General features: G+C 52.3%; 11 protein-coding genes. 4 read left to right on the top strand and 7 right to left on the bottom strand.

Annotated elements, in window-relative coordinates:
• Window positions 1-2 precede the first annotated feature (2 nt).
• Window positions 3-1,004, bottom strand: a complete 1,002-nt coding sequence (locus AB1L42_RS09815; RefSeq protein ID WP_367053927.1) for a hypothetical protein — start codon at window positions 1,002-1,004, stop codon at window positions 3-5.
• Window positions 1,005-1,346: 342 nt separating this feature from the next.
• Here AB1L42_RS09815 and yacG point away from each other — a divergent pair, with 342 nt between their 5' ends.
• Window positions 1,347-1,562, top strand: coding sequence for a DNA gyrase inhibitor YacG (gene yacG / locus AB1L42_RS09810; RefSeq protein WP_367053924.1), 216 nt, complete (start codon window positions 1,347-1,349; stop codon window positions 1,560-1,562).
• 77 nt (window positions 1,563-1,639) lie between these two features.
• Here the strand turns inward: yacG and purH are convergent, their stop codons facing one another.
• The gene (gene purH, locus AB1L42_RS09805) at window positions 1,640-3,208 is read right to left on the bottom strand and encodes a bifunctional phosphoribosylaminoimidazolecarboxamide formyltransferase/IMP cyclohydrolase (protein WP_367053921.1); all 1,569 of its coding nucleotides are present in this window, start codon (window positions 3,206-3,208) and stop codon (window positions 1,640-1,642) included.
• A 186-nt stretch (window positions 3,209-3,394) separates the two neighbouring features.
• Between purH and AB1L42_RS09800 the strand changes: the two genes are divergently transcribed.
• The gene (locus tag AB1L42_RS09800) at window positions 3,395-4,252 is read left to right on the top strand and encodes a class I SAM-dependent methyltransferase (protein WP_367053918.1); all 858 of its coding nucleotides are present in this window, start codon (window positions 3,395-3,397) and stop codon (window positions 4,250-4,252) included.
• Between the two features lie 40 nt (window positions 4,253-4,292).
• Here AB1L42_RS09800 and AB1L42_RS09795 read toward each other — a convergent pair whose 3' ends face one another.
• The 5 genes from AB1L42_RS09795 to AB1L42_RS09775 all read right to left on the bottom strand — a co-directional run bounded on the left by AB1L42_RS09795 (window position 4,293) and on the right by AB1L42_RS09775 (window position 9,488).
• Window positions 4,293-5,480 (bottom strand): MlaD family protein, encoded by a 1,188-nt coding sequence (locus AB1L42_RS09795; RefSeq protein ID WP_367053915.1) that lies wholly within the window; start codon window positions 5,478-5,480, stop codon window positions 4,293-4,295.
• 169 nt (window positions 5,481-5,649) lie between these two features.
• Window positions 5,650-6,444 (bottom strand): ATP-binding cassette domain-containing protein, encoded by a 795-nt coding sequence (locus AB1L42_RS09790; RefSeq protein ID WP_367053910.1) that lies wholly within the window; start codon window positions 6,442-6,444, stop codon window positions 5,650-5,652.
• 21 nt (window positions 6,445-6,465) lie between these two features.
• Window positions 6,466-7,290 (bottom strand): ABC transporter permease, encoded by an 825-nt coding sequence (locus AB1L42_RS09785; protein ID WP_367053905.1) that lies wholly within the window; start codon window positions 7,288-7,290, stop codon window positions 6,466-6,468.
• A 329-nt stretch (window positions 7,291-7,619) separates the two neighbouring features.
• A complete protein-coding gene (gene clpX / locus AB1L42_RS09780) occupies window positions 7,620-8,891 on the bottom strand; it encodes an ATP-dependent Clp protease ATP-binding subunit ClpX (protein ID WP_367053900.1) in 1,272 nt (423 codons plus the stop codon).
• Between the two features lie 342 nt (window positions 8,892-9,233).
• Window positions 9,234-9,488, bottom strand: a complete 255-nt coding sequence (locus tag AB1L42_RS09775; protein WP_367053895.1) for a hypothetical protein — start codon at window positions 9,486-9,488, stop codon at window positions 9,234-9,236.
• A 328-nt stretch (window positions 9,489-9,816) separates the two neighbouring features.
• Between AB1L42_RS09775 and AB1L42_RS09770 the strand changes: the two genes are divergently transcribed.
• Together AB1L42_RS09770 and AB1L42_RS09765 are read left to right on the top strand one after the other, a co-directional pair.
• The gene (locus AB1L42_RS09770; RefSeq protein ID WP_367053891.1) at window positions 9,817-10,335 is read left to right on the top strand and encodes a CBS domain-containing protein; all 519 of its coding nucleotides are present in this window, start codon (window positions 9,817-9,819) and stop codon (window positions 10,333-10,335) included.
• 185 nt (window positions 10,336-10,520) lie between these two features.
• Window positions 10,521-12,296, top strand: coding sequence for a hypothetical protein (locus tag AB1L42_RS09765; RefSeq protein ID WP_367053888.1), 1,776 nt, complete (start codon window positions 10,521-10,523; stop codon window positions 12,294-12,296).
• The last annotated feature ends 40 nt before the right edge of the window (window positions 12,297-12,336 follow it).

Raw genomic sequence — 12,336 nt, 5'->3', positions numbered from 1 at the left:
CCTTACTGATCACGTGATGGTCGGCCTTCGAGCGCTCGCAAGGCGTTCTGTGAAAAGAGATCACTTAAAACGCTATCGTCTGACACAAGACTCTTCAGGAAGCCCTGCAACTGTGTGCTGTAGCACATCCCTTTGAACGCTTGCCCCTTCCCGTCGTAACACGGGCAGTCACTTCCGAAAAGAAGTTGCTTCGAGTTGCGTTCTATAAACCCGGCTGTAAAGTCTTGATCGCGACTTAAAGCATTAAATCCGCTGCCAGCTGACATATCCGCATAGAGATTGGGATATTCACCCAAAAGCTGATCGAGCAATCCACCAGGAACGACTGGTCCCTTGGGATAAAGAGTCTTATCCGGATCAGGAACATCTGCGCTGATGTTTGCCCACCAGGTTTGAGCATGGCCGATGATTCGAACGGTTTGATATTTCTTTAGGTAGTATTCCAGGTGATCTGCCATCCCCTGGTTAAAACCTCCTGCGCCGTCCTGAAAGTGAATTGTGATCGGCCAGTTGTGCTCATCACAAAATTCAATGACTGCTTCGAGCCGTTTGTCGTTGAGAGGAACGTGTTCTTTCTGCTCGCCAATTCCTTTGCAGCCGAGTTGTCGGTAGGCACTCAATCGCTCAATGCAGTCCGGGCTGCGAATGTCCGTCTGGCAAAAAGGGATGATCCGTTCGGGGTACAAATGATAGGCATGCAGGACTGTTTCCGATCGAAGCAGGACGCCCCCTTCTCCAGTCTCCAGAGGAAGCACGAAGGCTTTGGCTGTTCCCGTTGCATCCATGTGCTGAATGGTTTGTTCAATCGTGCGATCGAAGTGATTGATGTGGAGATGACAATCCACGGTCGAATTGAGTTCGTCGCCATCAACACTCGTGCTTGATTGTTCATCAGCCCAGATAGAACTCAGGCTCGAAAGTCCGAATGCACAAGATGTGATCGACAAGTCTTTTAAGAATGCCCGACGAGAATGATGGGGCTCCATCAATCTATCTCGATTCATGGTTTCTCCTGATTCAAGAAGATCGCAGCGATTGAACGCATTCGAAGAAGACGTTTCGATAATCACTGGCTGTGGGGTAGGAAACACACGGCAAGTCGATCGAAATTGTGAGCAGCACACAATTGTCGGATCACTTCATCTTTGGAGGGACGCCAATTCGGCTGACATGAGTATCAGAGGTTTGACCTCGAAACTCAATGTGAAAGCAGAATTCGTTCGTCGATTGATTTCAAAGAAATCCAGAATGAAGTGGTTGACGCATTGCCAAAGAGTTCGTCACATAGAAGATGTGATGAACCACAACGAGCCTGGCAAACTTTCAGCGACACAAGATTTGAGCCAATGATTTCCCGCCTGACCTGCCCCATCTGCAAGAACGACCTTCCCGTTGAAATCGATGGAGACTCTGCACTGTTTCCGTTTTGCAGTCAACGATGTAAATACGTCGATCTGAACCGCTGGATGACCGGCGAGTACATGGTGGTCGAAGACCTCTCTCCCGAACAGATTGAGGACCACTTGATGAACGAAGATGCCCCGCAGGATCGTCTCGACTGAAGCGTCTGCATGCGTGGACTGCACCACAACTCGCAGCCCACAAGGTTGAGTCAGCTCTGAGAAATCGCGAAGGTGACTTAGTGCTTGAAGTGTCGGTGACCGGTGAAGATCATCGCCATGCCGTGTTCATTGCAGGCTTCGATGACTTGCTCATCATTGCGTGAGCCCCCCGGTTGAATGACTGCCGTCACCCCAGCTTTGGCAGCTTCATCAACTCCGTCACGGAACGGGAAGAATGCATCCGAAGCGACAACCGCTCCCTGGCTGCGTTCGCCAGCCTTGTGAGCAGCAATCATCGATGAATCGAGCCGACTCATCTGCCCTGCACCGACTCCGACAATCATGCCTTGATTCGCGAGAACAATCGCGTTCGACTTTACGTGCTTACAGACTTTCCAGGAGAAGCGGAGGTCCACCAATTCCTGTTCGGTGGGGGCTCGGTCGGTCACAACTCGCTCGTCTTCCGGTGGGTCGGGACGGTCATCACGTTGTTGAACCAGAAGTCCGCCAGTCAGCCGTCGGTAGTCGTGGCTGACAGGCGACGGTTCCTGGAATCCTTCGCACGCCAGAATACGAACATTGTTTTTCCACTTCGGCTTGGTGCGAAGCACTTCTAATGCTTCTGGCGAATATCCCGGAGCGATGATAGCTTCGATAAATCTTCCCGGCTCTGCCAACATTTCTGCGGTTGCCAAGTCGAGTTCGCGGTTGAATCCGATGATCGAACCGAACGCACTGACGGGATCGCCAGCGTAGGCTTTGTCGAACGCAGAGGCGAGGTTTTCTCCCACTGCACATCCACATGGATTCGTGTGTTTGATCACGACCGAAGCAGGTTGCTCGAATTCGAGTGCAATCGAGAGGGCGGCATCGAGGTCCAAGTAGTTGTTGTAGGACAACTCTTTTCCGTGAAGCTGCACGGACGAAGCGATCGAAGCAGCTGGTGGTTTCGATTCGAGGTAAACCGCTGCCGACTGATGAGGATTTTCTCCATATCGAAGATCGCTCTTCTTCTCGAATTGCAGCGAGAGCGATTCCGGAAACTCCGATGAGTCATCTTCAAGAGATGCGAAGTAGTCTGAAATCGCCCGGTCGTAACGAGCCGTCGATTCGAAGGCGGAAGCTGCCAGTTTTCGCCGCAATTCGGGCGGAAGGCTGCCGTCCTGCAGTGCGTTCAGAACTGGCTCGTATTGTTCTGGATCGGTGACAATCCCGACGTATGCATGATTCTTTGCGGAAGATCGGACCATGCTTGGGCCGCCGATGTCAATCTGCTCGATGGCTTCCGGAATCGAAACGTCAGGCTTGGCGATGGTCTGCTCAAACGGATACAGATTCACAACGACTAGTTCGAACGGGACAATGCCGTGTGCTTGAATAGCTGCTGCGTCATCGGGAAGATCCGGGCGTCCGAGAATCGCTCCGTGCACACGTGGATGAAGTGTTTTGACCCGTCCTCCCATGATTTCCGGAAACTCGGTGTATTCCGAAACATCGATCACTTGAAGACCCTGTTCCTTGAGAAAGCGAGCCGTTCCACCGGTCGATAGAATCTCGAAGCCGAGATCCGCCAAGCCTTTGGCGAATGGGCCAAGACCGGTTTTGTCACTGACTGAAACGAGCGCCCGACGGGGATAGTCGCTCATGGATCGATTCCTCAACGAGAGTGTGCTTTACCTAGAATTCGACACCGTAGCCAAGCTTCGCTCGACTTGCAAACACTCTCCAAGAGTTCAGTTTGTGTTGATATCATGCAACAAGAAAGTCGGCATCGAATTCCCTAAAATCGCTTCTCATTTCCCGCAGAATCACTTCAGGAACGTCACTGCTTAATGAATGTCGCGAAAGAATCATCCCCGACGCACGCTGCTGCTCAGGAGGAGATCGATCAGGGCCGCCGGTTTGCATTCGGCAAGAACTGGGCGGAATTTCTCAGCAGCCTCGATGAAAATCGCATCGAAATCGCGGAACAGTCGTTGCGGGATTTGCTGCAGGTCCAGACACTCGAAAACCGCACATTTCTCGATGTGGGATCAGGCAGCGGACTCTTTTCGCTCTGCGCCCGCAGGCTCGGAGCGACGGTGCATTCCTTCGATTTCGACCCGAACTCGGTCACCTGCACGCAATCGCTGAAGGATCGCTATTTCCCCAATGATGACCAATGGATCGTCGAGGCGGGATCGGTTCTGGACTCCGATTACTTGTCCAATCTCGGACAATTCGATTTCGTCTATTCGTGGGGAGTTTTGCATCACACCGGGGAGATGTGGCGAGCGTTGGAAAACGTCATCTCACGCACACGAGTGGACGGACTCCTCGCGATCGCGATCTACAATGACCAAGGTTGGCAGTCCGATATGTGGAGAAAAGTGAAGCAGATTTACTGCTCCGGAACTCTCGGACGGTATGCGATAGAGGGAGTCTTTTTCCCATACTTCTTCATCCGCACGATCCTAGTCAGCATCATCCGACGCAAGAATGCGTTTCGCGAGTACCGGAGAAACCGCGGGATGTCGATCGTCCATGACTGGCGAGACTGGCTGGGCGGCTATCCGTTTGAAGTTGCTTCGGTGGAAGCAATCTCGGAATTTTACGAGCAGAGAGGTTTCAAGGTCGTTTCCGTGAAAGCGACGAAGCGACTGGGCTGCAACGAGTTTCTTTTGCAGCGTGTCAGCGACAATCTCGGCTGATAGTTTCGCGTTGAACTCCGGAGCGTTCGGAAGAGTTCTCCTACTTTCGAAAGAACCCACCGGTTTGTTCGATCTCGGCGGAGTCTTTTAAGCCAGAGCTTCCTTTCACCGCACCGCGGATTCCGAGAATCTCAGGATGACGCGCGACTTTGTCGCTGAAGACGCGCATGTCGTTCAGAATGGGATTCAGGTTCTCAAGCAATACGCTCAACGAAGCTGCGGAACGATTGAGGTTTTGATACAGCTCCGGATCGGCAGCAAGACGTTTCACAGAACCGTTTTCGTCATTCATCAGTTGTGCGAACTGATTCATCTCTGTCAAAAGCGATTCGAGTTGAATCAAACTTCCGGAGAGTTTGTTCACGATCAAATCACTTTGTTCAGCAAGTGGAGCAGTGGCAGAGTGAATTTCGTCCATGTTCTTACTCAGTCGAACGATCGAATCTCTCGCGGTTGAAATCGTAAGCCGGGTCTCTTCAGCGATGACTGGGAGAGCTGCTGCTGTTCTCCGTAGATCGGCTTGAAGCTGTGGGTCAGCGATAAAGCTATTCGCGTTGGAAATGGCTGCTGTTGCCGTTTCAAGAGTGGAACCCGCCTGCGTCAATGTTGTTCCAACTTCATCGAAAGTCTTCGTAGCTGAATTCATCGTTTTCGTGAATGAGTCCAGAGCGAGTGCTGTTCGCTCAATCACACTATCGAGGTCACCCTCGCGGGTTTCCATCAAGTTGTTGAGATTGACCGCGACCTTCTGCCACTCCTGACTCGTGTCAGTGAAAGAGACCAAAGATTGTGTCACTGTCGATTCCATTCGCTGCACGATCTGCATCGGATCTGCCGGAGCAATTCCATCGATTCTGGAGTTCGGCGGAATCGTCTCACCTGCGCGTCCCGAGGAAAACTCAATCTTGGCGTCGCCGAGCAAGGACTGCACCAGAGAAGCTTCCGCATCGACACGAATGACGTGCTCTTCGACGATGTCGACGACAACTAACACCCCGCCGTGAACCTCGTCGAGAACAACGCTGCGAACGACTCCGATTCCGAGCCCGTTCTGCTTCACCGGGCTGCCGGGATAAAGTCCGGGGGCATCATCAAAATGGATCGCCAGCGAATAGGTCTTCTTCCAATAATCTTTGATGTCACCAAACTGAAGAATCAGCACGGCACCGATGACCATCGACGTTAAGACGAACAGGCCGACTCGAAATTGCAATTGTCGTTCGGACATGTGACTACGATCAGTTGGAGATGATTGGTTCAGACAGGTCTGATTCAGTTTCGTGAGGCGAGAGTCGAGTCCGTTGTTCTGGATCTGAAGATCTCGCCGATCGTCAATTCAAAATGTTTGCTACTGTGTTCGCTCAGTCGAATTGCTGCTCACTGCAATTCATGATGTCTTACCCAATGGCAAGTTCCTGAAGCCGTTCACCAGCTTCACCACGGACAAATTGTGAGACGCGTGAATCGTGGCACTCAAAGGCTTCCTCAGCTGTCCCGTCGAAAATGATCTGCGGATCTTCCGGATTGAGACGGGCCAGCGGATAGAACATCACCACTCGGTCAGCGACTTTTTGGACGGTGTTCATATCATGAGTCACAACGATGCTCGTGACATTGCATCGTTCGCGAGTCCGCAAAATAAGTTCATTAATGACGTCACTCATGATCGGGTCGAGCCCGGTCGTGGGCTCGTCGTAGAGCATGACTTCCGGGTCCATCGCGAGTGCTCGGGCCAGGCCGACGCGTTTCCTCATCCCGCCGGAGAGCTCAGCCGGTTTCTTATCAACAACGATTGCCGGATCAAGTCCGACATCGCGGAGCCGTTCGCGAACGGTTTGGGAGATTTGTTTCGGATGCAGTCGGCGATTCTGTCGAAGGCCGAACGCAACGTTTTCGAAGACCGTCAAACTGTCGAACAAGGCAGCTCCCTGAAAAAGGTAGCCGAATCGCAAACGCTCCCGGACGATCTCTTTTTCAGTCCGGTCTTTCACAGGTCGACCGTCCCAGAGAACGGTCCCGCTACTGGGGGGAAGCAGATTCATCATCAGCTTCATCGTCACACTCTTGCCGCACCCCGATTCTCCAATGAGGACGAGCGTTTTCCCTGTCTCGACAGACAAAGTGATATCTCGCAGCACGTGTTGCGTGCCGAATTGGCGTGAGACATTCTGAAATTCAATGAGTGACGACATAACAGAAAATCGAGTTGGTATTTACTTCCAGAGGATTGGATAAAGTTCCATCAACAGGTAACCCAGGAGAAAGTCGATCCCGAGAATCACGACGAATGAATAAACAAAGGCTTCGGTCGCTGCCTGCCCCACACCTTCAGCCCCGGCGCGACTGTGAAAACCGCGATGGCAAGCGATGAGCGAAATGGCTGTCCCGAAAAAGACACTCTTCAAAATCCCGCTGAGCAGGTCGTAAGAAGTGACGAATCGACGAGAGTGATGCCAGTAGTAAAAGCTCTCTACATCCAGAACCTGAGTACTGAACCACCAACCGGACAAGACTCCTATGCCATCCGCAAACAGGGTCAGCAAAGGAATCAGAAGAAAGCAGGCCAGAAAACGTGGAACGACAAGGTAAGCCACCGGATTCGCTCCGAGAGCGGTCAGTGCATCAATCTGTTCTGTGACTCGCATCGTGCCCAGTTGCGCAGCCATCGCACTGCCTACACGCCCGGCCAACATCACCGCAGCCAGAACGGGTCCCAGCTCTTTCAGCAGCGTGACATTAACAACCGTGCCCAATTGGCTTTCCATATGCATCAACGCGAACTGCTCGTACGCTTGAACGGAAAGCACCATCCCGATGAAGCCACCGGTAATCAGAATCACCGGAAGACTCAGCACGCCGATCTGATACATGATCGGCCACAAGACGTTTCCACGCGGCCAACCTGGAATAATCCAGGATGCCATCCGCAGCCCAAACAGTGTTAAGTCCCCAGCGAGGGCCACAAGACCCACGACCGCCTGCCCAAGGTGGTGGACAAACGTCAGCTGTTGAGACTCCGCCGCTTGCGATTTCATCATTCCAGGCAGATCCTTCTGCCACATCATCAAAGCGTAAAAACTTACTCCGCACCAGTTTCGAACGGTTCACTCCACGAAATGGAGACCGTTTCCCTCCTGAGATGCGGTGATTTATTGAATTCGCGGGGAGTCTATCTCATTTGTCCGAATGACAGCGAGACTGATTTTTCGACATTCACAAACGCTTCATCTGCCTGTCACATCGACATCACCCGATTTCAGTTCACTGATGGCTAACAATAAAAAAACAGGTGATCTTCCCATAGGAAGATCACCTGTTCGGTCGTTTCATATTAGGTCCGGTTGATCACCGGATGAATTTGAAAAAGTCAGGCTGCGGCTGATTCGTCGCGAGGGAACAATGATTTCTCTCCTCGGACGATCTCCGGAGTGATTTCGTAATGTCGACCGCGTTCCTGATCAGGCAGTTCGAACATGATTTCGAACATTACTTCTTCGATCACGCTTCGCAGTCCGCGTGCTCCAGTCTCTTTGGCTCGAGCGACTTTGGCGATTTCGCGAAGAGCGTTCGTCTGGAATTCGAGGGTTGCTCCTTCCATCTCAAACAGCTTGGTGTACTGATTCACCAATGAGTTCTTCGGTTCGGTCAGAACAGAGATCAACTCATCTTCAGTTAGCGTTCGCAAGGTGCTGAGAACTGGCAATCGTCCGAGAAGTTCAGGAATCAGACCGAATTCGAGAACATCCTCGACGTTCACTTTCGCGAGCAGTTCACGTCGCTGATCTTCGATGTCACGAGGATCGTGACCGAACCCGATCATCTTCTTGCCCAATCGCTTCGCAACGATCTCTTCAAGGCCGACAAAAGTTCCTCCACAGATGAAGAGGACGTTCGTCGTGTCGACTTGAATGTATTGCTGTTCAGGATGCTTGCGGCCTCCTTGAGGAGGAACATTCGCAACAGTTCCTTCGAGCATTTTCAACAACGACTGTTGGACACCTTCACCGGAGACGTCTCGTGTGATCGAAACGTTCTGGCTGGTCTTCCCAATCTTGTCGATCTCGTCGATGAAGATAATCCCTCGCTGGGCTGACTCGATATCGAAATCAGAAGAGTGCAGCAGCTTCAGCAACAGGTTTTCAACATCTTCACCGACGTACCCTGCTTCGGTCAGCGTGGTCGCATCTCCAATTGCGAACGGAACCTGCAGGAATCGTGCGATGGTTCGAGCGAGAAGCGTCTTACCGGAACCGGTTGGACCGATGAACAGGATGTTCGACTTTTCGATCTCCACATCGGACTCACCTTCACTGGCAAGCATGAGTCGCTTGTAGTGATTGTGGACAGCGACAGCCATCGTTCGCTTCGCTCGTTCCTGACCGATCACATACTGGTCCATATGCGAAACGATTTCGCGAGGCGTCGGGACTTTCTGGAAGAGCTTTTTGCTGTCGCCTCGGCGACGACGATCCTGATCGAGGATCGACTGACACAAATCAATGCACTCCCCGCAGATATAGACATCTCCAGGCCCTTCTACCAGAGGTCCGACATCCCGATAGCTTTTGCCACAAAACGAGCAGTTTGCATTCTTCTTGCCCGAACTGCTTCGGCCGGTTGTAAACTCTTTGGAGGTCATTCAACATTCCTTCTCAACTGTCGATCGATGACTCGAGCATCGGCAGGTCTCGAAACAACCTCCATGACTGGTTTCGAGTTGGGGATTGATTTGGATCTTCGTGAACCGATACGGAAATGATCAGTGAATCAGACGCTTTTGCCAGGATACAACGGAGAGGTGTTGTGATTCTGGATGGCCATCCTGGCAAATACCCTTGGGAGGGGTAGTTCGTTAAATCGGCCACCGCATGGGCTGCCGCTTCAACACGATTTCTCGAGATAAATTCCCGACTTCAGTCTGCCCGATTGGGAGAGTGAGGTTGAGTGTCTCAAGACGTCCTTTGAGTCAATTCGCAATGAATTAATCTCGTGGTCTTTTCAACTGACCTTTGATGGATCGGAATTCTTCTTCTGACAGGTCACCTTCCAAGTGCAATTCCTCCATTTGATTGAGGATTTCATTTGGACCACCGGCAGGATCATCACGATCCCGATACCACGACCGCAACCAGTGAATCAGGCCGGCGAGAATCAGAATTGCAACTACGAGGCCAATCATCCCAATCCGGGACGATTGAAGAAGAGTTTCCAGCTTTTCTTGGCTTGTCAGATCCACTTGTTCACTCTTTCTGTCACCAAACGGCATTATCCGCCGAACTCCCGATCTTGGCAAGATCGATGAGCAAGTTCTCAAACCTCGCTCAGCTCTATCGCGGGAGCGCACGATCGGCGTTTCTGTAAACTCCGCAACAGACCTCTGTCAAAATCACATCTGTTTGCACCTGATCGTTTTTTCAAATCATGATTCCGGCAGATTGTGCCGAAGAACAAAGAGACGCCTGACTGACCTCGAATGCGGCTTTTTGACGACTGTGTCCACTTCGCATCTCCGGGTTTTGATCTGTGTGCTGGGCCGCATCGACACTTTGGCAGTGGAGCAGTTTATGGAATCCCAAACGGTCTCAGAGATCATGCAGTCGGTTCCGCTGAGCCTGTTGCCAGAAACCTCTTCTCTTCGAGCGGAGAAAATTCTTCTTCTCTGTCAGCTTCCCGAAGTTTACGTCACCAGTTCTGAGGGAGCGCTGATGGGCGTCGTCCCGGACTATATCTTCCTGAAGAATCGAATCATCGAACGCGACATCGAACGTCCGATCAGTGAGCTCATGGTTCCGGTCAGGCTAACCGCCCGACCTGGTGACAACATTCTGAAACTGGCATGCACTCTTCGCGAACATATTCATCAGCGCGTTCCCGTTGTCGAAAGCGGGCTTCTGATCGGGATGGTGACCCGACACGCAGTGCTTCGAACTCTCGTCGAAGCGGTTCTGGATTGCCCGGAAGAGACTGTCGAACCAGAAGCCTCCCGACGGCTCCCGCAAAACTCGATTCCGACTCCTCACATGAAACCCGAACGTGACGACTCACGTCCCTTCTCGACGCTCGCTGAGTACGAATCAACTTGAGCAATTCTGACGAAGAACGAAACGGGAGCACAAAATCAATCATTCGATGCAGTCTTGAAGCGATTCCGCCGATAATTCCGATAGGGAGTGCACCAAGGACGGTGCGCGGGAACCCGTATTGAATCGCAGGAATCAGCCGTTTCGACTCGAACGTCACTCGAGGAGATTCACTGAGGGGACTACGGATGCGTCGAATCTCACACACTCTACTGTTGGTTGCACCAGTGCTTCTGGCCGCGACAGGATGCGCATCGAAACCGAGTTGGATGGCTTCCAAGACTCCTGCGCCGGCAGCTCAAGTGGCTGAAGATCGATTCGATCGCCTGTTTGAAATTGCCGAAAAGTACGAGCAAAAGGGCAAGACGGACGTCGCTCAGAAGCTGTACGAACAGATTCTTGAGGAAGACCCGACGAATGCCATCGCCCGCAATAAAATCACTCTCCTGAATGAGAGTCTCGCGAAAGCAGAGAACTACCCTCAACCGCTCGACCTCAAAAAGACCGAACCTGCTATCGCAAAGTCCGATGCGAGCAAAGTCGTTGTGCCGGCTGAAAACCAGGGCTGGGCTGGCAGTTCCGATTCCCAAGTCGCCGAAGCAGATCTCGAAGAGTCTCAACTGACACGTGAGCAGCAACAAGAGTTTCTCGCACTGCTCGAAGAACACCTCGAGCACAAGCCAAGTGCATCACCAGACACTCCGCAAGTGGCAGCGGAACCGTCGATCACTCCTCAACCACAAGAGTCGTTCCCGGATTTCGTGAACGTCGCTGTCAACGAGGAAAGTTCAGAACCATTAACTGCGCAGCTTCCTGAAACAGCACCAATCGAAATAACACCCAACGAGGCTCCAGAATCGACTGGAGAATTCGATTGGGCTCCAACTCAAGACTCTATTGCTGCAACAACAGACAATTCGTCAGATGCATCGGCATCATCTGCAACTCCCTGGTGGGATGCGATCTTCGAGGAAGGGGCAGCTCCTCAGAAACCAACTGAAGAGCCTGAGCAACTCGAGCAACCAAGCCCTGGAAAAGTCACGCTTGCCTCAACTCTGGAAGAGGAATCACCCGCGACCGAAACCGTTCCAGAAATTACAGCCGCTGTCGCATCGACACCAATTCCGACTGTCGATGAACCAGCCAGCGCTGCGACAAGGCTGACCGTTGAGTCAGACCTCAACCCAACAGTCATTCAACCGAAGTGGTCTCCGACACGCTCAGAAGACAGTCCAACCGAGCAAGTGGCAGCGAAACCAATTCCCGGGGAACTGATTCCGGTTGTTGCTTTGCTTTCTAGCGAAGTCGCCGGCGAAAGAATTTCAGGGCTCGTCCAGCTCAGCCTGCAAGGCCCTGAAGCACAGCCCGCATCCCTCGAAGTTCGAAAGCTTCTCAAGGATCCGAATCCTCTCGTGCGAACGCATGCTGCCGGGACAATTCGAGATCTTGAAGGCGACGCATGGGATACGGTTCATCAGCTTCGAGACTTGCTGACCGAAGGCGATCCGCAAGTCGTTCAACTCTCCGCGTACCTGCTTGGGAAAATGGGTCCGGAAGCGATGGACGCCGTTGAAAGGCTTTCAAAGATTCGTGATGAGGGTACCGGACTTTCACGACTTCATGCTGCCGAAGCACTGCTGAGTATTGTTCCTCATGACCCACAATCTTACGTGGTTCTCGAACAGGCCCTCACGAGTGTGGCTGTTGAGGAACGCTACTTCGCGGCCGTCACCTTTGCTGGTATGACGGGTGTGTATCGAGAAGATGCCGCGATCGCACTGCGAGTGGCACTCTACGACGAGGAAGCCATTGTTCGTTCAGCCGCTGCTTTGAGTCTGGGAGCACTGCAGGAATACGCCATGTTCGCCCTGCCTGACCTGATGCACATGGCTCAGTACGATCTCCCGGAAGTCCGCGTTTCAGCATCAACAGCACTCGACTGTCTCTCCGCACCAAGCAAATAACGCTTGTAACAGACTCATTCCACTGGATGATCATTCGCTT

The sequence above is a fragment of the Thalassoglobus sp. JC818 genome (assembly GCF_040717535.1).
Taxonomy (GTDB): Bacteria; Planctomycetota; Planctomycetia; order Planctomycetales; family Planctomycetaceae; genus Thalassoglobus.
Note: the sequence above shows the minus strand (reverse complement) of the source record. Positions and strands in the feature narration are given on the sequence as shown.

What these genes read in the sequence shown, in the direction of transcription:
- AB1L42_RS09800 (WP_367053918.1), top strand. Translation starts at nt 3,395, where the DNA reads ATGAATGTCGCGAAAGAATCATCCCCGACGCACGCTGCTGCTCAGGAG.
- AB1L42_RS09785 (WP_367053905.1), bottom strand. Translation starts at nt 7,290, where the DNA reads ATGATGAAATCGCAAGCGGCGGAGTCTCAACAGCTGACGTTTGTCCAC.
- AB1L42_RS09790 (WP_367053910.1), bottom strand. Translation starts at nt 6,444, where the DNA reads ATGTCGTCACTCATTGAATTTCAGAATGTCTCACGCCAATTCGGCACG.
- clpX (WP_367053900.1), bottom strand. Translation starts at nt 8,891, where the DNA reads ATGACCTCCAAAGAGTTTACAACCGGCCGAAGCAGTTCGGGCAAGAAG.
- yacG (WP_367053924.1), top strand. Translation starts at nt 1,347, where the DNA reads ATGATTTCCCGCCTGACCTGCCCCATCTGCAAGAACGACCTTCCCGTT.
- AB1L42_RS09770 (WP_367053891.1), top strand. Translation starts at nt 9,817, where the DNA reads ATGGAATCCCAAACGGTCTCAGAGATCATGCAGTCGGTTCCGCTGAGC.
- AB1L42_RS09815 (WP_367053927.1), bottom strand. Translation starts at nt 1,004, where the DNA reads ATGAATCGAGATAGATTGATGGAGCCCCATCATTCTCGTCGGGCATTC.
- purH (WP_367053921.1), bottom strand. Translation starts at nt 3,208, where the DNA reads ATGAGCGACTATCCCCGTCGGGCGCTCGTTTCAGTCAGTGACAAAACC.
- AB1L42_RS09765 (WP_367053888.1), top strand. Translation starts at nt 10,521, where the DNA reads ATGCGTCGAATCTCACACACTCTACTGTTGGTTGCACCAGTGCTTCTG.
- AB1L42_RS09795 (WP_367053915.1), bottom strand. Translation starts at nt 5,480, where the DNA reads ATGTCCGAACGACAATTGCAATTTCGAGTCGGCCTGTTCGTCTTAACG.